Origin of the sequence: Sphingobium sp., from assembly GCF_048594625.1 — a bacterium.
GTDB lineage: Bacteria > Pseudomonadota > Alphaproteobacteria > Sphingomonadales > Sphingomonadaceae > Sphingobium.
In genome coordinates this window covers 1-21,564 of record NZ_JBMDWL010000025.1, presented here as the reverse complement: position 1 = coordinate 21,564, position 21,564 = coordinate 1, and the positions used below count along the sequence as shown (strand labels likewise).

Here is a 21,564-nt window from a genome sequence, read left to right as displayed (position 1 = left end):
TTTTTGCCCCTTGATGAAGCAGACGTCGCCGACACGGTCATTCCGTATCCATTTTTTTCTTGAGCGCGATCATGGCGCGATAGGCCTTTTGCAGGTCTTTTTCGACCGTGGTCAGGCTGATCCCCAATTCCTCCGCAATCACGCGCTGGCCCACCCCTTCGATCCGGAAGCGGCGGAAGACGAGTTCGACCCGCGGCCCCAGATCGCGCAGCACGGCGCGTGCCTGATCCAGTGCTTCGTTCAGGATCATGCGGTCGTCCACGGCGACATCCTCGGTGGGATCGGCCATCACGCCGCCGGCCCCTTCCGCCCAGTCCTGTTCCCGCCGTTCGCGCCGGGTGGCGGACCGGTATCGGTCCAGCATCAGGTTATTCGCCATGCGATAAAGATAGGGCAGCGGATCGGACACCGGGCCAAGATCCTTGGCCTCCAGCTTCATCCACATGTCCTGAAGCAGATCTTCGGCATCGTCGCCCGCGCCGCGCGCGCGCAAAAAGCGCAGCAGCGGGGCGCGATGGGCCATGAAGATTGCGGAGAGGCCGGTGGCCATGCCTGTACTAGCGTCCAGTCGATAGGGTCTGGCGCGTTGCCATAGAGGGCCGGGTGGGGTCTTGGCAACGGCCAAGCTGTTTACCTGTCCTTCGGGCTGGGGTAGCGGGGAAGCAATTTTCAGGAAGGCGCGGCATGACGGACGGGATCGACAAAATGGCGTGTCAGGCGGCGGGGATGGACCCGGACCGGCTGGGCGCGCTGGTCGATGCCCTTGACGCCGCCTATATCGCCACGGGCAAGCTGCCGCATATGCAGTTGCTGGTGTCGCGGGACGAACGGCCCGTGCTGTCCGTCGTGCGCGGCCATGCGCGGGCCGGTGGCGATCTGTTGCGCGACGATGCGCTCTATCGCATCGCGTCGATGACAAAGCCGATGACGTCGGTCGCCTTCATGATGCTGGTGGAGGCGGGCAGGGTCGCGCTGGATACGCCGGTGACCGATGTGATCCCCGAATTTGCCGCCCTGCGCGTGGGGGCGGCCGGTACGCCGATCGCCGGGCGGCCGATGCTGATGATCGACCTGTTGCGCCATACGTCGGGGCTGACATATGGCCTGCAACGGCAGACGCCCATCGACGCGCGCTATCGCGACATGGGGCTGGACGAATTTCAGCAGAAGCGGACGTCCGACGCATTCATCGCCGATCTGGCGACGCTGCCGCTGGAATTTTCACCGGGCGAGCGGTGGAATTATTCCGTGTCCACCGATGTGCTGGGCGTGGTGGTGGAACGGCTGAGCGGGATGGCGCTGGGCGATTATTTCCGCACCCGCATCTTCGACCCGCTGGGCATGGTCGACAGCTGTTTCGCCCTGCCGGACGAAAAGGCCCACCGGATGACCGACGCATGGCGGCTGGACCCGGCCCAAGGACTGGTCGTTGCGGACATCGGTGCGCGCAGCGGCTGGCGGCGGACCGGCCGTTTCCAGTCGGGCGGCGGCGGACTGGTGTCGTGCGTGGCGGATTATCATCGCTTTGCGCGCATGCTGTTGCGCGGCGGGGAACTGGACGGCGTACGATTGCTGTCGGCGCAGACGGTGGAACAGATGCGCAGCAACCAGTTGCCGGGCGGTGGCGACCTGTCCAGCCTGTCGAGCGCCATGTTCAGCGAAGCGGATTACAAGGACATCGGTTTCGGGCTGGGCTTTGCCATGGGCCTCAAAAGCGGGGAATATTATTGGGGCGGCGTGTTTTCGACCTATTTCTGGATCGACCCGGTCCAGCGGCTGATCGGCATTTTCATGACCCAGCACATGCCGTCCAGCACCTACCCGGTGCGGGCGCAGTTGCGCAACGGCGTGGATCAGGCCGTCATACAGCGGAACCGGTAAAAGGTTCCGTTCGAAAACGGCTGAAATCAGCCAATATTTCTTGTTGCGCCGCAAAAATGGCGATGGCGTGGCGCTGGGGCCTGTGTCATCATCGCGGGCGACTCAGCAGGGGATGAAAAGCGCCTATGACGATCAAGGGCCAGACCAGCCTTCCCAAGCCGGCCCCGCGTCAGGTGGACCCGCAGATACTGGCCCATGAAATCGTCGAGCGGCTGACCTACCGCATCGGCAAGAATGCGGCGGCGGCCAAGCCCCATGACTGGCTGCATGCCGTCATCCTGGCGATCCGCGACCGGGTGATCGACGCATGGATCGTGTCGACCCAGAAAACCTATGAGGAAGAAGGGCGCCGGGTCTATTATCTCAGCCTGGAATTTCTGATCGGGCGGCTGATGCGCGACGCCGCGTCCAACATGGAAATGCTGGACGATATGCAGGCGGCGCTGGCGTCGCTGGGCGTCGACATCGACATCATTGCCGCGCTGGAGCCGGACGCGGCGCTGGGCAATGGCGGCCTTGGGCGGCTGGCGGCCTGCTTCATGGAAAGCATGGCGACGGTGGACGTGCCCGCCTATGGCTATGGCATCCGTTATGTGAACGGCATGTTCCGGCAGGAAATCAGCGACGGGTGGCAGGTGGAACTGCCCGAAAACTGGCTGGCGCACGGCAACCCGTGGGAGTTCGAACGGCGGGAGGCCAGTTACGAAATCGGCTTTGGCGGCCGTGTCGACCCGGCGGAGGGCGAGGATGCCGGGCCGCACCAGATGCACTGGAAACCGGGCGAGCGGGTGATCGCCACCCCCTATGACACGCCGATCGCAGGCTGGCGAGGCAAGCGGGTCAACACGCTGCGCCTGTGGGAAGCGCAACCGATCGACCCAATCCTGCTCGACAAATTCAATGCGGGCGATCACCTCGGCGCGCTGTCCGAAAGCAACCGGGCAGAGGCGCTGACGCGGGTGCTCTATCCCGCCGACAGCTCGCCCGCCGGCCAGGAATTGCGGTTGCGGCAGGAATATTTCTTCTCCTCCGCTTCGTTGCAGGACATCGTGCGGCGGCATATCCAATATTTCACCGACGTGCGGACGTTGCCGGACAAGGCGGCGATCCAGTTGAACGACACGCATCCGGCGGTCGCGGTGGCCGAATTGATGCGCATCCTGCTGGACGACCATGGCGTCGATTTCGGCGAAGCGTGGGACATCACCCGCCGCACGTTCAGCTATACCAACCACACGCTGCTGCCCGAAGCGCTGGAAAGCTGGCCGGTGCCTCTGTTCGAACGGCTGCTGCCCCGGCATATGCAGATCGTCTATGCGGTCAACAGCAAGCTGCTGGGCGAGGCACGCAGGAGCGGACAGTTTGACGATGGCGCGATCGGCGCGATTTCGCTGATCGACGAAGGCGGCGAGCGGCGGGTGCGGATGGGCAATCTCGCCTTTGCCGGGTCGCACAGCGTCAATGGCGTGTCGGCGCTGCATACCGACCTGATGAAGGTGACTGTCTTTGCCGACCTGCACAAACTCTATCCCACGCGGATCAACAACAAGACCAACGGCGTCACCTTCCGCCGCTGGCTGATGCAGTGCAATCCGGGGCTGACCGGCCTGATCCGCGAAGCGATCGGCGACCGGTTCATGGACGATGCCGAAGCGCTGCGCGATCTGGACAGTTTTGCCGACGACAGTGCGTTTCAGGAAAAATTCCTGGCCGTCAAACGCGCCAACAAGGTCGAACTGGCGCAATTGCTGCGCAGCCGGGTGAATGCGCGGATCGATCCCGACGCGCTGTTCGACATCCAGATCAAGCGCATCCACGAATATAAGCGGCAGTTGCTGAACATCGTGGAGGCGGTATCGCTCTATGACCAGATCCGATCGCACCCGGAAAAGGACTGGCAGCCGCGCGTCAAGCTGTTCGGGGGGAAGGCCGCGCCCAGCTATCACAACGCCAAGCTGATCATAAAGCTGGCGGGGGATGTCGCCCGCGCGGTCAATCACGATCCGGCGGTGCAGGGCCTGCTGAAACTGCAATTCGTGCCCAATTACAATGTCTCCATGGCGGAGGTGATGATCCCCGCCGCCGACCTTTCCGAACAGATTTCGACGGCGGGGATGGAAGCGTCCGGCACCGGCAACATGAAGTTCGCGGTCAACGGCGCGCTGACCATCGGCACGCTGGACGGCGCGAATGTCGAAATGCGCGATCATGTGGGCGAGGATAATATCGTCATCTTCGGCCTGACCGCGCAGGAGGTGAACGACCGTCGCGCCAATGGCTACACCCCCCGCGACGTGATCGGCCAGAGCCGCGAGCTGGGGCAGGCGCTGGACGCGATCGCCAGCGGCGTGTTTTCCCCGGACGATCCGGATCGGTACAAGGGGCTGGTGCAGGGTATTTACGATCATGACTGGTTCATGGTCGCGGCCGATTTCGACAGCTATTCCGCGGCCCAGCGCCGCGTCGATGCGATGTGGGCGGATCAGGCCATCTGGGCGAAAAAGGCGATCCATAATGTCGCGCGCATGGGGTGGTTCTCATCCGACCGCACGATCCGCGAATATTCGACCGACATATGGAAGATCATGGCTTAACCGGAGGTGACGCATAATGTGGCTTTGACATCAGATCAGATCGAACGGCTGGTCAGCGGGCTGGACGACGATCCCTTTGCCACGCTGGGCGTACATCCGGCGAACAAGGGCTTTTCGGCCTGTGTCCTGCTGCCTGAAGCGGTGACGGTGGAGGCGCAGATGCTGGACGGCAAGCCCGTCGGCGCGCTGCCGCAGATACATGCCGACGGCCTGTTCCATGGCAAGGTGACCGTCCGCAAGCGTCAGCCGCTGCGCTATGTCGCGACCTATGGCGACGGCAGCAGCTATGCCCTGATCGATCCCTATGGCTTTGGGCCGGTGCTGGGGCCGATGGACGATCATTATCTGTCCGAAGGGTCGCATGCCCGGCTGTTCGACAAGCTGGGCGCGCACGTCATCACCCATGAAGGCGTGACCGGCACCCATTTCGCGGTCTGGGCGCCCAACGCCCGGCGCGTGTCGGTGGTCGGTGATTTCAACCGATGGGACGGGCGGCGCGGCATGATGCGCCATCGCGCCGATGCGGGCGTATGGGAATTGTTCGTGCCGGACGTGGAGCCGGGCAGCCCCTATAAATATGAAATCGTCGGGGCCGATGGCGCGCTATTGCCGCTCAAGGCCGACCCCTATGCCTTTCAGAGCGAATTGCGGCCGTCCACGGCCTCCATCGTCGCCGCGCCGCAGGACCATGGATGGGGCGACGATCGCCATCGCGCCTTCTGGCGGGGCAGCGATGCGCGACGCCAGCCCATATCGATCTACGAAGTCCATGCCGGGTCGTGGCAACGGGGTGAGGATGGCGATTTCCTGTCATGGGACGACTTGGCCCATCGCCTGATCCCCTATGTCGTGGGCATGGGCTTTACCCATATTGAATTTCTGCCGGTCAGCGAATATCCCTATGATCCCAGCTGGGGCTATCAGACGCTGGGGCTGTACGCGCCGACCGCGCGGTTCGGCGATCCGGCGGGGTTCGCCCGTTTCATCGATGGCGCGCATCGGGCGGGGATCGGAGTCATCCTCGATTGGGTGCCGGCGCATTTCCCGACCGACGAACATGGCCTGGCGCAGTTCGACGGCACCGCGCTTTACGAACATGCCGACCCGCGCAAGGGCTTCCACCCCGACTGGAACACCGCGATCTATAATTTCGGTCGGCGGGAGGTTGCGCAGTTTCTGCTGAACAATGCGCTGTTCTGGGCGGAGCGCTACCATATCGACGGACTGCGCGTGGATGCGGTCGCGTCGATGCTCTATCTCGATTATTCGCGCAGGGACGGGGAATGGATTCCCAACGACCATGGCGGGCGCGAAAATGTGGAGGCTGTCGCCTTCCTCCAGCAGATGAACCGGGCGCTGTACGGCGCGCATCCCGGCGTCATGACCATTGCGGAGGAATCGACCAGCTGGCCGGGCGTGTCCAAGCCGGTGGATGCGGGCGGCCTTGGCTTCGGCTTCAAATGGAATATGGGCTACATGCACGACACGCTGCGCTATCTGGAGCGCGATCCGGTGCAACGGGCGCATCATCATCAGGACATCACCTTCGGCCTGCTCTATGCCTTTAGCGAGAATTTCGTGCTGGCGCTGAGCCATGACGAAGTGGTGCATGGCAAGGCGTCGCTGCTGCACAAGATGTCGGGTGACGACTGGCAGAAATTCGCGACCCTGCGGGCCTATTATGCCTTCATGTGGGGCTATCCGGGCAAGAAGCTGCTGTTCATGGGGCAGGAATTTGCCCAGCGCGACGAATGGAGCGAAGCGCGTGCGCTCGACTGGCATCTGCTGGATCATGGCCCGCATCAGGGGGTGCAGCGGCTGATCGGCGACCTCAACCAACTCTACCGGTCCCGCGCGGCGCTCCATGCGCGCGATTGCGAAGCGGACGGGTTCGAATGGGTATTGGTGGACGGGGCGGCCGACAGCGTCTTTGCCTGGCAACGCCGTGCGCCGGGGGTGCGGCCCATCGTCGTCATCAGCCATTTCACGCCGATCCTGCGCCATGGCTATCGCATGCGGTTGCCGTCGGGCGGCCTGTGGCGCGAGATTTTGAACAGCGACGCGCAGGATTATGGCGGCAGCGGCGCGGGCAATATGGGTCAGGTGACGGCGGATGAGGAAGGATGGGCCAACATCACCATCCCGCCCTTTGCAACCCTGATGCTGGAACTGGATTATTGAACGGGAAGGGCGCGCGCGATGCAATGCGCGCGACAAGAGGAGAGGCGCATTAATGCAGAGCAAATATCAGCCGATTGCACGCGATGCCATGGCCTATGTGCTGGCGGGTGGGCGCGGCAGCAGGCTGGCGGAACTGACCGACAGGCGCGCCAAGCCCGCCGTGCATTTCGGCGGCAAGGCGCGGATCATCGATTTCGCCCTGTCCAACGCGCTCAACAGCGGCATCCGCCGCATCGGCGTGGCGACGCAGTATAAGGCGCATTCGCTGATCCGCCATTTGCAACGCGGCTGGAACTTCCTGCGCCCCGAACGCAATGAAAGTTTCGACATTCTGCCCGCCAGCCAGCGCATTTCCGAAAGCCAGTGGTATGAAGGAACGGCCGATGCCGTATTCCAGAATATCGACATCATAGAAGCCTATGCCCCAGAATATATGGTCATTCTGGCGGGCGATCATGTCTATAAGATGGACTATGAACTGATGCTTCAACAGCATGTCGACAGTGGCGCGGACGTCACGGTCGGATGTCTGGAGGTGCCGCGGATGGAGGCGGTGGGCTTTGGCGTGATGCATGTCGATGAAGCGGACGTCATCACCGCCTTCATCGAAAAGCCCAAAGACCCGCCCGGCATCCCCGGCCAGCCCGACATGGCGCTGGCGTCGATGGGCATCTATGTGTTCCGCACCCGTTTCCTGATCGAACAGTTGCTGCGCGACGCGGACGACCCGCACAGCAAGCGCGATTTCGGCGGCGACATCATCCCCTATATCGTCAAACATGGCAAAGCGGTGGCGCATCGCTTTTCCAACAGCTGCGTCCGGGCGGAAAGCGAACTGGTCCCCTATTGGCGCGACGTCGGGACCATAGACGCCTATTGGCAGGCCAGCGTCGATTTGACCGACGTGGTGCCCAGCCTCGACCTTTACGACCGCAGCTGGCCGCTCTGGACCTATTCGGAAGTCACGCCGCCCGCCAAATTCGTGCATAATGAAGATGGCCGTCGCGGATCGGCGACATCCTCTCTGGTGGCGGGCGGGTGCATCGTGTCGGGATCGTCCCTGCATCGCAGCCTGCTGTTTTCCGGCGTGCGCACCCACAGTTTTTCGTCCGTGACCGAAAGCGTCATCATGCCCGATTGTGAGATTGGGCGCGGCGCGCGGCTGCATAAATGCGTGGTGGATTCGGGGATCATCATTCCGCCGGGCCTGATCATCGGCGAAAATCCGGACTATGATGCGCAGCGTTTCCGCCGCACGGACAGCGGCGTGTGTCTGGTGACGCAGGCGATGATTGATCGGCTGGCGGCCTGACCAGCGCCATGACCATCAACCTGCTGTCGGTCGCGTCCGAAATCTATCCGTTGATCAAGACCGGCGGCCTTGCCGATGTCGTCGGCGCGCTGCCCGGCGCGCTCGCGGGGCAGGGGGTGGCGGTGCGCACGCTGGTGCCCGGTTACCCCGCCGTCATCGCGCGATTGGGTAAGGCAAAGGTCGTGCGCCGGTACGACGCGCTGTTCGGCGCGCCTGCGACGATAGTGGCGGCCAGCATCGACGGCATGGACCTGCTGGTGCTGGATGCGCCGGATTTCTTCGCACGCGAAGGCGGTCCCTATGGCGATCATGGCGGCAATGACTGGCCCGACAACTGGAAACGCTTCGCGGCCCTGTCGCGCGCCGGGGCGGACATCGCCGAAGGACTGATGAAGGGGTGGCGGCCGGACATCGTCCATGTCCATGACTGGCAGGCGGCGATGACGGCGGCCTATATGCGCTTCGGTCCGGCCGCCCATGTGCCCCGCATCGTGACCATCCACAACCTCGCCTTTCAGGGGCGGTTCAGCGCCGACATCTTCCCGCAGCTTGGCCTGCCGCCCGAAGCATGGGGCGTGGACGGGGTCGAATATTATGGCGGCACCGGCTATCTGAAGGCCGGGCTGATTTCCGCCGACGCGATCACCACGGTCAGTCCCACCTACGCGCAGGAAATCCGGTCGCCCGTCCACGGCATGGGGCTTGACGGCCTGATCAACGGGCGGGTCGACAAATTGCACGGCATATTGAACGGCGTTGACGTCTGCATATGGAATCCCGCCGCCGACGATCTGATCCCCAAAAGCTATGGCGCGAAGTCGATCGCCGGGCGGGCTGCAAACCGCAAGGCGCTGGAAAAGGCATTTGGCCTCGACCACGACGGCGCGCCGCTGTGCATCATCGTCAGTCGCCTGACCTGGCAGAAGGGGATGGACCTGATGATCGACGCAGCCGAACATCTGGTGGCGCAGGGGGGCAAGCTGGCCGTGCTGGGATCGGGCGACCATGCGCTGGAGGGCGCATTGCTGGGCGCGGCGGACCGGCATCGCGGGCGGATCGGCGTGCGCATCGGTTATGACGAGCCGCTGTCCCACCTGATGCAGGCGGGCGGCGACGCCATATTGATCCCGTCGCGGTTCGAACCATGCGGCCTGACCCAGCTTTATGCGCTGCGCTATGGCTGCGTGCCGGTGGTGGCGCGGGTCGGCGGCCTGGCGGACACGGTGATCGACGCCAATGAAGCGGCAGTGAGCGCGAGGGCGGCAACTGGGATCGTCTTCGCGCCGTCCGATGCGCTGGCGCTGCATGGCGCGATCAATCGGCTGGTCGCCTTGCATGGCGACCGGAAGGCGTGGCAGGCCATGCAGCGCGCCGGAATGGCCGCCGATTTTTCCTGGACCAACAGCGCGGCGCGCTATGCCGACCTGTATCGCGCGCTGATGGCGGGAGCGGCGTGACGGTGGGCGCGACGGCCGGGCCGGTGATTGGCGCGGGCAGCACCCGCTTCACCGTCTGGTCGCCCGATGCCAGCCAGCTGTGGCTGTGCCTGTTCGACGCGGCGGATCGCGAAAGCCGCCTGCCGATGTTGCGCGATGCGGATGGCTATTGGCATGTCGAGGCGGCGGGCGTGGGCGCGGGTGCGCGCTATGGCCTGCGCGCCGATGGTCCCCATGATCCCGATGCCGGGCTGTGGTTCGACCCCGACAAGCTGCTGATCGATCCCTATGCGCAGGCGCTGGACCGGGAATTTCGCTACGATCCGGCACTGGCCGCGCCGCGTGGACAGGGGGGCGACACCGCCCCCCTGATGCCGAAGGGCGTGGTGATGGCAGCGCCCGAACAGGTGGAGGCGCAGCCGCCATGCTTCACGCCGGGCGGCCTGATCTACGAAGTGCAGGTGCGCGGCTTCACCATGTTGCATCCCGAAGTGCCCGAAGCGCAGCGGGGGACCATCGCCGCGATCGCCCATCCGGCGGTCATCGCGCATCTCAAAAGCCTGCATGTCGCCGCCATCGAAATCATGCCCATCAACGCATGGATCGATGAACGGCATCTGGGGCCGCTGGGCCTGACCAACGCTTGGGGCTATAACCCGGTCAGCTATTTCGCGATCGACCCGCGCCTTGCGCCCGGTGGCATGGCCGAATTACGGGAAGCGGTGGTGGCCCTGCATGAAGCGGGGATCGGCGTCATCCTCGACATGGTCTATAATCATGATGGGGAAAGCGACCGGCACGGGCCGACCCTGTCGCTGCGCGGGCTGGATGCGCGGGGCTATTTCCGGCACGATGCCGACGGCCGCCTGATCAACGATACCGGCACCGGCAATACCATCGCCTGCAACGCGCCGGTCATGCGCCGCCTGATCCTCGATTCGCTGCGTCATTTCGTCATGCAGGCGGGGGTGGACGGTTTTCGTTTCGACCTTGGCCCCGCATTGGGACGGATGGCGGACGGGTTCGATCCCGATGCCCCGTTGCTGGCGGACATGCGGGCCGATCCGCTGCTGGCGGACCGCATCTTGATTGCCGAACCGTGGGACATCGGGCCGGGTGGCTATCAACTGGGCCGCTTTGGCGCGCCATGGCTGGAATGGAACGACCGGTATCGCGACGATATGCGACGCTTCTGGCGTGGGGACGGGGGCACGCTGGGCGCTTTTGCCACGCGGCTGGCGGGATCATCCGATATTTTCGGTGGCGAGCGGACGCGCAGCGTCAATTTCCTGGCCGCGCATGACGGTTTCACGCTGGCGGACCTGACCGCTTACGAACAGCGCCACAACCACGCCAATGGCGAGGATAATCGCGACGGCCATGGCGAAAATTTCAGCTGGAACAATGGTGTAGAGGGCGCGAGCGACGATCCGGCGGTGCGCGATGCCCGCCGCCGCGATATAAAGGCGCTGCTATCGACCCTGTTCGCATCGCGCGGCACCATCATGCTGACCGCAGGCGATGAATTCGGGCGCAGCCAGCTGGGCAACAATAATGCCTATGCGCAGGATAATGCGATCGGCTGGATCGACTGGGCTGGGCGTGACCGGGATGTAGAGGCGCATGCCTTCGCCCTGGCTACATGGCGCGCCGGGACGCCCGACCTGCGCGCCATCGACATGCTGAACGACGGGGATGTCGAATGGCTGGATGAGGGTGGCCAGCAGATGACGGTCGCGCAATGGGAAGACCCGGATCGCCGATGGCTGGCGATGCGCTATCGTGCGAGCGGGCTGGCGATCTGCGTCAACGGAACGACGCAGGCCTGCCTGTTCCACCTGCCCGAAGAAGCGGTGGAAGTACCTGCGCGGGCCGTAGAGATCAGGGCATCATCTGCTGACCCGGAAAATGCGGGAGGCAAAAAAAGGAGAGGATGATCCGATTCAGTATGAACGGATCATGTTCTCATCCCCATCGGATCATGTTTCAGGCGACCGGCACGCTGAACAGATCGGGTCGCCGCAGCCGCAGCGCCATCAGAGTGATGGCCAGCTTGCCGTCGCCGATCCGCTTTTGCGCTAACCGCGTCCACAGATCGTCCAGCGTCATTTCATGGACGGTGATATTTTCCTGTTCCTCGTCCAGTCCGCCACCCGCCGCGATCCGATCCTGCGCGCGATATTCTGCCAGGAAATAGTCGATTCGTTCGGTGACGACGGTGGGAATGCTCCAGATCTGGCCCAGATGGGTCAGATCGCCCAACCGCACGCCCGCTTCCTCCATCGCTTCGCGCCGGGCGCAATCGGCCGGTTCATCCTCCAATATCCCCGCAATGGGTTCCAGCAGGTCGGGCAGGCCCGCCAGCATCACCGGTGTGCGGGGCATGGAGACGACCAGCGCGACCCGGCGGTCGGGATCATAGGGCAGCACCACCACGGCGCGGTTCATTTCCACGACATGGCGATCATAATGGGTGCCGTCGATGCCGCGCATCGCCACCATGATCAGATTGAGCCAGCCCTGATAGATGGGGCGCGTCGAAAGGATGCTGGTCATTGGCAGTTCTCCGCTTCACCAACGCCCTTAAAGGTCGGGCGCCGCTGTGCCAATGACGGGAAATGGTGAGTCCAACTGGGTTCGAACCAGTGACCTACTGATTAAAAGTCAGTTGCTCTACCGACTGAGCTATGGACCCCCGAAGCGGTGCAGGTCGCCCTAAAGGCGGTGGGCGCGATGGTCAAGCGCGCTGTGCCGCTTTTTGCAGTCTGGCATGAAGATGGCGGATGGAAAGCCCCGTCACCGGATCGCGCCAGTCAGGGGCGATGGCCAGCAAGGGCGTCAGGACGAAGCCTCGATCGCGGCAGGCGGCGTGGGGAATCATGAGGGTGCGGCTGTGTCGGAACGCCGGGGGCCACATGCCGCCGGACCACAGGATGATGTCGATGTCCATGCTGCGCGCGCCCCAGCGGCGATGACGGCGACGGCCGAGATGATTCTCGATCTTCTGCAATGCGGCGAGCATGGCGGGCGGGGGCAGGGCGGTTTCGACCAGCAATGCGCCATTGGCAAAGCGCCGCGCCGACGGGCCAAGCGGCGGGGTCGACAGGATCGGCGCAATGCCCCGCACCGTGCCGATGGCGCCGATCCGCATGGCGGCCTCGGTCAGCAGCCGTGCGGGGGTGCGGCGCGCCGACAATGGCCGGTTGGACCCCAGCGCCAGCGCATAGATATGGGGCGCATCGCCCGCCATGGGGCGTTCAGCGAACCTTGTCCCGGACATGCGCCTTCATCTGCGCATAGGCGGCGTCCCGCGCGTCTCCGCCAAGGGACAGCAGATAACGGCAGGCATCCTTATAGGTCAGGAACGGCCGTTCATCCACGATCACCGGCACGGTGCGGGCGTTATAGAGGCGCTTCAGCAACCGTTTTTGGGGACGGCTGAGATTGATAAAGGCTTCGGTCGTTTCCGCAGCTGCCTCTCCGCTCGTTTCAACGGTCAGTTCAGCAGCCGTCTCCGCGGTCGTTTCAGCGGGCAGTTCTGCGGGCGTTTCTGCCGGAATTGCGATGTCGTCGTTCATGTCGCGATCAGATGTCCTGCGCGATCCGGCCGTAAAGGTCCGGGCGACGGTCGCGGAAAAATCCCATGCCTGCGCGATGGATCTTGGCCTTTGCCAGATCCAGCGTCGCGACGATCGCGCCATGATCCTTCGCGTCGGCTTCGGCCGCGAAATCGCCCCATTCGTCGCTGATGAAGCTGTGGCCGTAGAATTTCTGGCCCTCTTCATCGCCGATGCGGTTGGACGCGATGACCGGCATGCAGTTGCTGACGGCATGGCCAATCATGGCGCGGCGCCACATGCGGCTGGTGTCGAGTTCCGCGTCATACGGTTCCGATCCGATGGCGGTCGGGTAGAACAGCATTTCCGCGTCCATCAACGCCATGCATCGCGCCGTTTCGGGATACCATTGGTCCCAGCAGATGCCGACGCCGATGGTGCCATATTTTGTCGGCCACACCTTGAACCCTGTATTGCCGGGGCGGAAATAATATTTTTCCTCATAGCCGGGACCATCGGGAATATGGCTCTTGCGATAGACGCCCATGATGTCGCCCGCGTCATCGATCATGGCCAGAGAATTGTAATAATGATGGCCGTCCCGCTCGAAATAGCTGGTCGGGATATAGACGCCCAGTTCCTTCGCCAGCTTGCGCATCTCCTGCACGGCGGGGTGACTGTCGGTCGGGTGGGCGCGGTCGAACAGCGCCTCATCCTCCACGCGGCAGAAATAGGGGCCTTCGAACAGTTCGGGCGGAAGGATGATCTTTGCCCCGCGCGCGGCGGCCTGACGCACATGGTCGGCGACCAGCGCGATATTGTCGGCCATGTCGTCCGAAAAGGCGAGTTGCAGGGCGGCAACGGTGACGCGGGTCATTCTTCACTCCATGGCGGGGAACAGCGCGCCATATAGGGGGTGTCGTCGCGACATGCTACCCGTCCAGATCAGGATCGGGGCATGATCCGATTATCCGCGATCGGATCATGTTCCGACCGTCTTCCATCTATCGCATTTCGCGGGTCATCATCGGTGCAGGATGACTTCAATGATAAACCCTAGATCAGCGATCCTGCATGGCGCAGCACCAGATCGCACGCCTTTGTCTTCACCTTTTCCTTCAGCCCCGCGATGGGCAGCGCGCCGCCGTCGCCCTGAATGGTGCCGGTCTGGCCCAGTTTAAAGCCGTTCGATTCCGTGACGCCCGGCTTGCCCGTCAGCTTGCTCAGGATGGAACTGGCGCTGGTCGCATTGACCAGCTTGTTCTTCACGCAATAGCTGAGCACGCCCGCCGCATTGCCCGCGCCCACCGACGCGATATTGGGCATCGCCCCGCCCAGCAGTCCGCCCAGATTGCCAAGCTGCGCGGGGGATGCGCCTGCCACGGCCAGCATCGCGATGGTCAGGGCGGCGCGAACGGACGTGCGAATCACGAACAGTCTCCCCATCCGGCGACTCCCGCCGGGACGGGGCAAAGCCTGATCCCATCCACGCCCGTTCGCAACCACCTTTATCAGGCGATCGACGGCATCTGCTGGCTGCAACAATGGAAGCTGCCGCCGCCCGACAGGATGGCGTCGCTGCGCAGTCCGACGATGTCGCGACCGGGGAAGAAGGGGCGAAATGCGTCGAGCGCCGCCTGATCATTGGGCTGGCCATAGATCGGCACGATGACGGCGGCGTTGCCGACGTAGAAATTCATGTAGCTGGCCGGGATGGCTTCACCGTCCACCAGCACCAGACCGGGGGAGGGGATGTCCACCACTTCGACCCCATGCGCCTTCGCACGGGCGCGGGCGTCGGCGTAGATGACCGCGTTGGGATCGTCATCGGTCGTCGCGATCGGCAAGGCCAGGTGCCCCGGCGCGACGAAGCGGGCAAGGTTGTCGACATGGCCGTCGGTATGATCGTTCAGCAACCCGTCGCCCAGCCACAGCATGTCCGAGAGGCCCAGCGCGCCCGCCAGCAGCGTTTCGATCTTGCCGCGATCCAGATCGGGATTGCGGTTGGGGTTCAGCAGACATTGTTCCGTCGTCACGAACAGGCCGGTGCCGTCGGTGTCGATCGCGCCGCCTTCGAACACCCAGTTCTGGGTGGAGGTAGGCAGGCCTGTGGTCGCGGCCAGGCGGGCGCCAATATCTTCGTCGCCCGGCATCTGATATTTGCCGCCCCAGCCATTGAAGCCGAAATCGACCAACGCTTTTGCGCCCGCGCCATTCAGCACGGCGATGGGCGCGGTGTCGCGCAGCCATACGTCGCCCAGCCTGTGGACGATGACCGACACGCCGGGCGTCACAAGGGCGCGGGCGGCCTGTGCATCGGCTTCGTTCGCGACGACCAGCCGCACCTCTTCACCCCTGCCATCGGCGTCGAGGGCGCTGGCGAAGGCGGCGATCTGAACCCGTGCGTCTTCGAACGCGCCGAGCCATTCGGCGGGGTTGGTCGGAAAGCCGATCCAGGTCCAGTCGTGCGGCGCCCATTCGGCAGGCATGCGAAAAGTCATGACTTTTTGTGTCCTTGTTCAGTCGGGGACTGATCCGTGATAGCGGGATGTCGCGCGCTCCATAGCGCGCCCGACCGGGTCTGGACAGAGGGCGAAAAGCCATGCGGAAAAGAGTTTCGATGATCGCGGCGTCGCTGCTGCTGGCACTGGCAGGGCGCGCCCACGCCGCCGACCTGCCCGACTGGATGACCGGCGAATGGCTGCAACAGCGCGACGACCGCTGGAGCGAGGAGGTGTGGAGCCTGCCGCGCGGTGGCACGATGATCGGCATGGGGCGGGTCGGACGCGGGGAAAGCCTGCGCAGCTGGGAAGTGATGCGCATCGTGCGCGCGGCAGACGGCACGCTGACGTTACACGCGGCGCCGGAAGGCGGCAAGTCGGTCGCCTTCCCCGCGGTGGAGCAGGGGGTGCGCGACATCATCTTCGCCAACCCGGACCATGATTATCCGCAGCGCATACACTATTGGCGCGAGGGCCGATTGTTGATGGCGGAAACCGCGAAGATGGATGGCAGCGAAGCGCAAAGCTGGACTTATACGCCCGCCGGTCAGTGATCCGTCAGGGGCGTTTGGGCTGGGCGCGCTGCGCCTGCGTCAGGCTCTGAAGCACGCGGCCGCGCATGTCGAGTTCTCGCCGTTCCGAATGGGACAGGCCGTCGCGCGCATAGCGGTGCGCCAGAGCATCATTGGCATCGGCTTCACGGCGAAGCCCACGCGCTTGGCTCTTGGTCAGCGTGTGGCTCCTGCGCCCTTCGCGAATGGCTTCGCGCGATTTCTGCAATTCATGATCGCCGCCATCGGACGGCCTGATCCGTATATCGACGGGGCCGGACGGCGTTTTGGGCTGAGCCGATGGAGCGATCTGCGCCGACAGCGCAGCAGGAAAGGCCAGTAACTTCAGGGCAAACAAGATGCGCATGCGGAACGCCCTTGGTCGGGTTGGGGGCAGGTTCGGCGGAACGGCGTGAACCGTCGCTGAACCTGCCCCGTCTGATGCCTTATTGGCCCGCCCGGTCCTTGTCGCGGATGGCGCGGAATTCATCCCCATCCATCCAGTTGGGCCAGTCGGTCGTGGACGCCAGATCGCGGCCCACGGTGTAATAGATTTTCAGGTCCGCCAGCACGCCGGTCCAGTCCCAGTTGGGATCATATTCGTCCTTGGGGCCATGGTAGCGGTTCTTGGTATAATCCTCGGCGGCGGCCATGCCCGCGTTGGTTCCGCCCTTCACCAGATCCTCGCCGCCTTCGAAATAGAGCATGGGCAGGCCATGTTTGGCGAAGCTGAAATGGTCTGAACGGTAATAATAGCCCTTTTCCGGGGTCGGCTCGGTCGTCGCGACGCGCCCTTGCGCCTTCAATGCGCGGTCGAGATAGGCGTCCAGCTGCGACTTGCCCTTGCCGATGACGACGACATTCTTCGCCTCGCCCGCGACGCTCAGCGCATCCATGTTCACGCCGCCCACCGTCTTGACGAAGGGATAGATGGGGTTGTTGCCATAATAGGCCGATCCCAGCAGGCCCGATTCCTCTGCCGTCACCGCCAGAAACACCTGACTGCGGTCGGTCGGGCCAGCCTTCACATTGGCTTCGGCCAGCGCGACCAGCGCGGCGGTGCCGGTGGCATTGTCCACCGCGCCGTTACAGATGTCGTCGCCGTCGGGTGCTGCCTGACAATGGCCCAGATGATCCCAGTGGGCGCTGTAGAGGACATATTCGTCCGGCCGCGTCTTGCCGGGCAGCAGGGCCACGACATTCTTCGAACTATGTTTGCGCAGGGTGTTGTCGAAGGAAACATTGGCCTTCACATTGCCCAGCGGCACGGCCTTGAAGCCCTTCTTCTTGGCGGCGGCCATCTGCGCCGTCAGGTCCATCCCCGCGCTGGCGAACAGGGCGGCCGCCTTGTCCTTCTGCATCCACCCGATGGCGGCGCTCTGGTCGGCATTGCCGTTGGCGCTGTCGGCCACATGCTGCGCGCCGGTCCAGCTCGACTGCACGACGTTCCAGCCATAGGCTGCGGGCACCGTGTCATGCACGATGATCGCGGCGGCCGCGCCCTGGCGCGCCGCCTCCTCGAACTTGTATGTCCAGCGGCCATAATAGGTCATGGCCCGGCCATTGAAGGGACCGCTCAGCCCTTCCGTCTCATAATCGGGATCGTTGACCAGGATGACGACCGTCTTCCCCTTTACATCGACCCCGGCATAATCGTTCCAGCCCTTTTCGGGCGCGTTGATGCCATAGCCGACGAAGACGACCGGGCTGTCCTTCACATCGATATGCTTCTGCGTCGTGCGATAGGTGCCGACCACCATTTCCGGGCCATAGGCGGCGGTCACGCTGCCCTTGCCGCCGGTGAAGCTGAGCGGCGACACATTCTTCGCGGTGATTTCCACCAACGGCACGTCCTGAAACCAGCTGCCCTTGTTGCCCGGCTTCAGGCCCAGCTTCTCGAACTCCTTCGCCAGCAGGGCGAGCGTCTTTTCCTCGCCAGCGCTGCCCGGTGCGCGGCCTTCATAGGCGTCGGACGAAAGTTCCTCGACCAGCCGCTTCATCGTATCGATCGACGGCGCGCCCGTGGCCGAAGCGGCGGGCTTGTCGGTGCCTTCGGTCGAACAGGCGGCCAATGAAAGGAGAACGGCAATCGCCGCGATGGAAGAGCGCATGGGACAACCCCTTCTGTTTTACGAATGTGCGGGTGATGCCATTGCAGGTCGCTCAGGGCAAGCGATCGGGATTGCCATCGTTCAAGAGAATGCCTAGCCCATCACCATAGTCGATTTGCCAGGGGGCATGAATGAAGTGGCTGAATAGGGGCGGTTTTTCTTCGGCTTTGATGATGACGACGGCGTTGTCGGCGCAAACGCCGCCCGATCCGATAATATTGGCAAAAGCATTCGGGGCGCGGGAGGGAATACAGCATGCCAGCCTTTCTCCGGACGGCAATCAGGTGGCCTTCATCACGCCACAGGCTGGTCGAGCGTCGGCCGTTTCCATCGTCGATCTGCAAAATTCAGGTGCCATCAACCCGGTACAGATACTTCAGGCGGCCGGTACGCCTGAGCGACTGTCATTCTGTAAATGGGCCAGTAACAGCCGCCTGCTTTGTAATGCCTATATCATGCAACAAATGTCGTTCGGGCTGGCACGGGTAAATCGCATCGTGGCCCTCGACAAAAATGGCGGCAATCTGAAAATCCTGCAAAATAAGCAGATGAACGGCCTGTCATTGGGTGTCAGCCTGTTTGGCGGCGACGTCATAGACTGGTCGCCCGGCGAAGACGGTCATGTTCTGATGATACGACAATATGTGCCGGAACAGACGACCGGCACGCGCGTGGCGCAGACGCTGGATGGATTTGGCGTGGACGATGTCGACAGCGTTACGTTGCGCACGAAAACCGTGGAGCGGCCACGGCAGGATGCGCGTGAATTCATCAGCGACGGTCATGGCAGGGTGCGGGTCATGGGTGTGCGGCCCACGACGGCGACCGGCTATGAAGCAGACAGGATCAATTACTTCTATCGTCCCACGGATGGTGGGCCTTGGAAGCCGCTCAGCGTCCTTGGGGCGGATGTGAACGGGTTCGACCCCTATCATGTCGATCGGGCGCGCGATCTGGCCTACGGCCTGAAAAGCAAGGATGGTCGTATGGCAGCCTACAGCAAAGCGTTGGATGATGACGGCGCGGAAACATTGCTGTTCGCGCATCCGCAGGTCGATGTGGATGGCTTTGTCACGATCGGCCGCAATCGGCGCGCGGTGGGGGTCAGCTATGTGACCGACAGGCGCGAAGTGTTCTATTTCGACCCGACCGTCGCCAAACTGGCATCTGCCCTGTCGCGCGCCTTGCCCGATCAACCGCTCGTCCAGGTGATCGATGCCAGTGACGATGAACAGAAACTGCTGCTGTGGGCTGGCAGCGATGTCGATCCGGGGCGCTATTACTTGCTGGATCGTACGACCAACCATATGGAATCGCTGGTGGCGACGCGCCCGCAACTGGATGGGGTCAAGCTGTCGCCGGTGAAAGCTGTCAGCTATCCGGCGGCGGACGGCACGATGATTCCGGGCTATCTGACATTGCCACCGGGGGGAGCCGTGAAAGGCTTGCCTGCGATAGTCATGCCCCATGGTGGGCCGGGGGCACGCGACGAGTGGGGATTTGATTGGCTGTCGCAATATTATGCCAGCCTCGGCTATGCCGTGCTTCAGCCAAATTTCCGCGGATCGACCGGCTATGGCGACGCATGGTTTGAAAAGAACGGGTATCAAAGATGGCGCACGGCCATCGGGGATGTGGATGACGGCGCGCGCTGGTTGGTGAAGGAAGGCATTGCGCAGCAGGGTAAGCTGGCGATCGTGGGATGGTCCTATGGCGGCTATGCGGCGTTGCAATCGGCGGTGACCGAACCGGGATTGTTCAAGGCGGTTGTGGCGATTGCTCCGGTGACCGATCTCGATCGCCTGAGGGAGGAGCATCGCGAATGGAGCGACTATGCGCGGGTCAGTGCTTTTATCGGCACGGGCGCGCATATCGAGGCAGGCTCGCCTGCGCGGCATGCCGACGCCATAAAGGTGCCGGTCATGATGTTTCATGGCACCTATGACCGCAATGTCGGCGTGGGCCAGTCGCGCATGATGCATGATCGATTGAAAAGTGCCGGTGGGGTGTCGGAACTGATCACCTATGACGGTCTGGATCATTATCTGGATGATAGTGACGCGCGCGTGGACATGCTGACGCGCAGCGCCGCCTTCATCGCAAAAGCCCTGCATCCATGATCGACTAAAAAGCCAAAGAAAAAGGGCGGCTCCTTGCGGGGCCGCCCTTTTTTGTAACTCTGTTCGGTGACCCGAATTAGCGCGAATAGAATTCGACGACCAGATTGGGTTCCATCTTCACCGGGTAGGGCACTTCGTCCAGCGTCGGCACGCGGACATAGGTGACCTTGGCGGCGCCATCGGGCGACACATAGTCGGGGATGTCGCGTTCCGGCAGGCTCTGCGCTTCCAGAACCAGCGCCATTTCCTGCGCCTTCTTGCCCAGGGTGATTTCGTCGCCCGGCTTCACCAGACGCGACGCGATGTTGCACTTCACGCCGTTCACATAGATGTGGCCGTGCGAAACGATCTGACGGGCCGAAAAGATGGTCGGCGCGAACTTGGCGCGATACACGACGGCGTCGAGACGGCGTTCCAGCAGACCGATCAGGTTCTGGCCGGTGTCGCCCTTCATGCGGCTGGCTTCGAAATAGTTCTTCTTGAACTGCTTTTCGGTGATGTCGCCGTAATAGCCCTTCAGCTTCTGCTTCGCGCGCAGCTGGATGCCGAAGTCCGACATCTTGCCCTTGCGGCGCTGACCGTGCTGGCCGGGGCCATATTCGCGCTTGTTGACGGGCGACTTGGGGCGACCCCAAATGTTTTCGCCCATGCGACGGTCGATTTTATACTTGGCGCTGGTGCGCTTCGTCATATGTAATTCCTTGTCAATTGCGTCTAACGTCATCCCCGGTATCGCCTGCTTTCCATATTTCAGGGGCAGGGCCACCGCTTCACCGGGATGCAGGGCCAATCGCGAAGCGGCGCCTATGACCATCGGATGACAATATGTCAAGCACGGACTGGGCCTCGACAGGTGCCATGCGGCAGCTTAATCGGCGGGCATGAACCCAGACAGCTATACCAGCATGATCGAAGTGCGCGCGGGCGTCGATGAACTCGACCGCCAGATCGTCGCGCTGCTTGGCCAGCGTTTCGCCCATATGCGCGCCGCCGCCCGGATCAAGCCCGACCGCAGCGCCGTGCGCGACGAAGCGCGCAAGGCGCAGGTGATCGATCAGGCCCGCGCAGAGGCCGAACGGATCGGCGCGCCGGGCGACATTGTCGCGGACCTGTGGGAACAGCTGGTCGAAGCGTCCATCGCCTATGAAATGGACGTGTACGACCGGACGAGAGGATAAGTGTCTCTCCATCCGTTCAGTTAGCGCCAAGCGCGAACTGAACGGGGAAGGAAAAAAGCGCTCCCGTGGGCGGTTGTGGTGGGAAAGCACGCCGCGCCGCGTCCGCACCACCAGATGATTCCCGCCCGGCTTGGTGAGCAGG

19 protein-coding genes and 1 tRNA gene are annotated in these 21,564 nt (G+C 63.2%); 9 read left to right on the top strand and 11 right to left on the bottom strand.

Going from position 1 to position 21,564, the window contains the following annotated elements:
* Nucleotides 1-37: 37 nt before the first annotated feature.
* Nucleotides 38-550: an RNA polymerase sigma factor gene (locus ACOJSJ_RS02980; RefSeq protein WP_420143500.1), complete on the bottom strand. Its 513-nt coding sequence runs from the start codon at nt 548-550 to the stop codon at nt 38-40.
* Nucleotides 551-684: 134 nt separating this feature from the next.
* Between ACOJSJ_RS02980 and ACOJSJ_RS02975 the strand changes: the two genes are divergently transcribed.
* The 6 genes from ACOJSJ_RS02975 (at nt 685) to glgX (ending at nt 11,341) form a co-directional block, all read left to right on the top strand.
* Nucleotides 685-1,881, top strand: coding sequence for a serine hydrolase domain-containing protein (locus ACOJSJ_RS02975; protein WP_420143499.1), 1,197 nt, complete (start codon nt 685-687; stop codon nt 1,879-1,881).
* Nucleotides 1,882-2,006: 125 nt separating this feature from the next.
* Nucleotides 2,007-4,475 (top strand): glycogen/starch/alpha-glucan phosphorylase, encoded by a 2,469-nt coding sequence (locus tag ACOJSJ_RS02970; protein WP_420143498.1) that lies wholly within the window; start codon nt 2,007-2,009, stop codon nt 4,473-4,475.
* Nucleotides 4,476-4,493: 18 nt separating this feature from the next.
* Nucleotides 4,494-6,656, top strand: coding sequence for a 1,4-alpha-glucan branching protein GlgB (gene glgB, locus ACOJSJ_RS02965; protein ID WP_420143497.1), 2,163 nt, complete (start codon nt 4,494-4,496; stop codon nt 6,654-6,656).
* Between the two features lie 52 nt (nt 6,657-6,708).
* Nucleotides 6,709-7,968 (top strand): glucose-1-phosphate adenylyltransferase, encoded by a 1,260-nt coding sequence (glgC, locus tag ACOJSJ_RS02960; RefSeq protein ID WP_420143496.1) that lies wholly within the window; start codon nt 6,709-6,711, stop codon nt 7,966-7,968.
* Between the two features lie 8 nt (nt 7,969-7,976).
* Nucleotides 7,977-9,425, top strand: a complete 1,449-nt coding sequence (gene glgA, locus ACOJSJ_RS02955) for a glycogen synthase GlgA (RefSeq protein WP_420143495.1) — start codon at nt 7,977-7,979, stop codon at nt 9,423-9,425.
* Complete coding sequence (gene glgX / locus ACOJSJ_RS02950; protein WP_420143494.1) at nt 9,422-11,341, top strand: glycogen debranching protein GlgX; 1,920 nt, start codon at nt 9,422-9,424, stop codon at nt 11,339-11,341. Before glgA ends, glgX begins: the two co-directional genes overlap by 4 nt.
* A gap of 49 nt (nt 11,342-11,390) precedes the next feature.
* Here the strand turns inward: glgX and ACOJSJ_RS02945 are convergent, their stop codons facing one another.
* The 7 genes from ACOJSJ_RS02945 to ACOJSJ_RS02915 all read right to left on the bottom strand — a co-directional run bounded on the left by ACOJSJ_RS02945 (nt 11,391) and on the right by ACOJSJ_RS02915 (nt 15,462).
* Complete coding sequence (locus ACOJSJ_RS02945; RefSeq protein ID WP_420143493.1) at nt 11,391-11,960, bottom strand: NUDIX domain-containing protein; 570 nt, start codon at nt 11,958-11,960, stop codon at nt 11,391-11,393.
* 63 nt (nt 11,961-12,023) lie between these two features.
* Nucleotides 12,024-12,099: transfer RNA gene (locus ACOJSJ_RS02940), tRNA-Lys, on the bottom strand.
* Nucleotides 12,100-12,141: 42 nt separating this feature from the next.
* Nucleotides 12,142-12,654: a 2-amino-4-hydroxy-6-hydroxymethyldihydropteridine diphosphokinase gene (gene folK, locus ACOJSJ_RS02935; protein ID WP_420143521.1), complete on the bottom strand. Its 513-nt coding sequence runs from the start codon at nt 12,652-12,654 to the stop codon at nt 12,142-12,144.
* Between the two features lie 7 nt (nt 12,655-12,661).
* Entirely contained in the window at nt 12,662-12,982 is a 321-nt protein-coding gene (locus ACOJSJ_RS02930) for a hypothetical protein (RefSeq protein WP_420143492.1), read from the bottom strand.
* Nucleotides 12,983-12,989: 7 nt separating this feature from the next.
* Nucleotides 12,990-13,838 (bottom strand): N-carbamoylputrescine amidase, encoded by an 849-nt coding sequence (gene aguB, locus ACOJSJ_RS02925; RefSeq protein WP_420143491.1) that lies wholly within the window; start codon nt 13,836-13,838, stop codon nt 12,990-12,992.
* 179 nt (nt 13,839-14,017) lie between these two features.
* On the bottom strand, nt 14,018-14,392 hold the full coding sequence (locus ACOJSJ_RS02920; protein WP_420143490.1) for a DUF2501 domain-containing protein: 375 nt from the start codon (nt 14,390-14,392) through the stop codon (nt 14,018-14,020).
* A gap of 80 nt (nt 14,393-14,472) precedes the next feature.
* Nucleotides 14,473-15,462, bottom strand: coding sequence for an agmatine deiminase family protein (locus ACOJSJ_RS02915; protein WP_420143489.1), 990 nt, complete (start codon nt 15,460-15,462; stop codon nt 14,473-14,475).
* 101 nt (nt 15,463-15,563) lie between these two features.
* On the opposite strand from ACOJSJ_RS02915, the gene ACOJSJ_RS02910 reads away from it, so the two are divergent.
* Nucleotides 15,564-16,016, top strand: coding sequence for a DUF6265 family protein (locus ACOJSJ_RS02910; protein WP_420143488.1), 453 nt, complete (start codon nt 15,564-15,566; stop codon nt 16,014-16,016).
* 4 nt (nt 16,017-16,020) lie between these two features.
* Here the strand turns inward: ACOJSJ_RS02910 and ACOJSJ_RS02905 are convergent, their stop codons facing one another.
* The gene (locus tag ACOJSJ_RS02905; RefSeq protein ID WP_420143487.1) at nt 16,021-16,380 is read right to left on the bottom strand and encodes a hypothetical protein; all 360 of its coding nucleotides are present in this window, start codon (nt 16,378-16,380) and stop codon (nt 16,021-16,023) included.
* A 79-nt stretch (nt 16,381-16,459) separates the two neighbouring features.
* Entirely contained in the window at nt 16,460-18,124 is a 1,665-nt protein-coding gene (locus tag ACOJSJ_RS02900; RefSeq protein ID WP_420143486.1) for a M28 family peptidase, read from the bottom strand.
* Between the two features lie 131 nt (nt 18,125-18,255).
* Between ACOJSJ_RS02900 and ACOJSJ_RS02895 the strand changes: the two genes are divergently transcribed.
* A complete protein-coding gene (locus tag ACOJSJ_RS02895) occupies nt 18,256-20,244 on the top strand; it encodes an alpha/beta hydrolase family protein (protein WP_420143485.1) in 1,989 nt (662 codons plus the stop codon).
* 76 nt (nt 20,245-20,320) lie between these two features.
* Here ACOJSJ_RS02895 and rpsD read toward each other — a convergent pair whose 3' ends face one another.
* Nucleotides 20,321-20,935, bottom strand: coding sequence for a 30S ribosomal protein S4 (gene rpsD, locus ACOJSJ_RS02890; protein ID WP_420143484.1), 615 nt, complete (start codon nt 20,933-20,935; stop codon nt 20,321-20,323).
* Between the two features lie 190 nt (nt 20,936-21,125).
* On the opposite strand from rpsD, the gene ACOJSJ_RS02885 reads away from it, so the two are divergent.
* Nucleotides 21,126-21,422 (top strand): chorismate mutase, encoded by a 297-nt coding sequence (locus ACOJSJ_RS02885; RefSeq protein ID WP_420143483.1) that lies wholly within the window; start codon nt 21,126-21,128, stop codon nt 21,420-21,422.
* Nucleotides 21,423-21,564: the final 142 nt, after the last annotated feature.

Coding starts and splice junctions, on each gene's coding strand:
- ACOJSJ_RS02980 (WP_420143500.1), bottom strand. CDS start 550: ATGGCCACCGGCCTCTCCGCAATCTTCATGGCCCATCGCGCCCCGCTG.
- ACOJSJ_RS02975 (WP_420143499.1), top strand. CDS start 685: ATGACGGACGGGATCGACAAAATGGCGTGTCAGGCGGCGGGGATGGAC.
- ACOJSJ_RS02970 (WP_420143498.1), top strand. CDS start 2,007: ATGACGATCAAGGGCCAGACCAGCCTTCCCAAGCCGGCCCCGCGTCAG.
- glgC (WP_420143496.1), top strand. CDS start 6,709: ATGCAGAGCAAATATCAGCCGATTGCACGCGATGCCATGGCCTATGTG.
- glgA (WP_420143495.1), top strand. CDS start 7,977: ATGACCATCAACCTGCTGTCGGTCGCGTCCGAAATCTATCCGTTGATC.
- ACOJSJ_RS02945 (WP_420143493.1), bottom strand. CDS start 11,960: ATGACCAGCATCCTTTCGACGCGCCCCATCTATCAGGGCTGGCTCAAT.
- folK (WP_420143521.1), bottom strand. CDS start 12,654: ATGGCGGGCGATGCGCCCCATATCTATGCGCTGGCGCTGGGGTCCAAC.
- ACOJSJ_RS02930 (WP_420143492.1), bottom strand. CDS start 12,982: ATGAACGACGACATCGCAATTCCGGCAGAAACGCCCGCAGAACTGCCC.
- aguB (WP_420143491.1), bottom strand. CDS start 13,838: ATGACCCGCGTCACCGTTGCCGCCCTGCAACTCGCCTTTTCGGACGAC.
- ACOJSJ_RS02915 (WP_420143489.1), bottom strand. CDS start 15,462: ATGACTTTTCGCATGCCTGCCGAATGGGCGCCGCACGACTGGACCTGG.
- ACOJSJ_RS02910 (WP_420143488.1), top strand. CDS start 15,564: ATGCGGAAAAGAGTTTCGATGATCGCGGCGTCGCTGCTGCTGGCACTG.
- ACOJSJ_RS02905 (WP_420143487.1), bottom strand. CDS start 16,380: ATGCGCATCTTGTTTGCCCTGAAGTTACTGGCCTTTCCTGCTGCGCTG.
- ACOJSJ_RS02900 (WP_420143486.1), bottom strand. CDS start 18,124: ATGCGCTCTTCCATCGCGGCGATTGCCGTTCTCCTTTCATTGGCCGCC.
- ACOJSJ_RS02895 (WP_420143485.1), top strand. CDS start 18,256: ATGAAGTGGCTGAATAGGGGCGGTTTTTCTTCGGCTTTGATGATGACG.
- rpsD (WP_420143484.1), bottom strand. CDS start 20,935: ATGACGAAGCGCACCAGCGCCAAGTATAAAATCGACCGTCGCATGGGC.
- ACOJSJ_RS02885 (WP_420143483.1), top strand. CDS start 21,126: ATGAACCCAGACAGCTATACCAGCATGATCGAAGTGCGCGCGGGCGTC.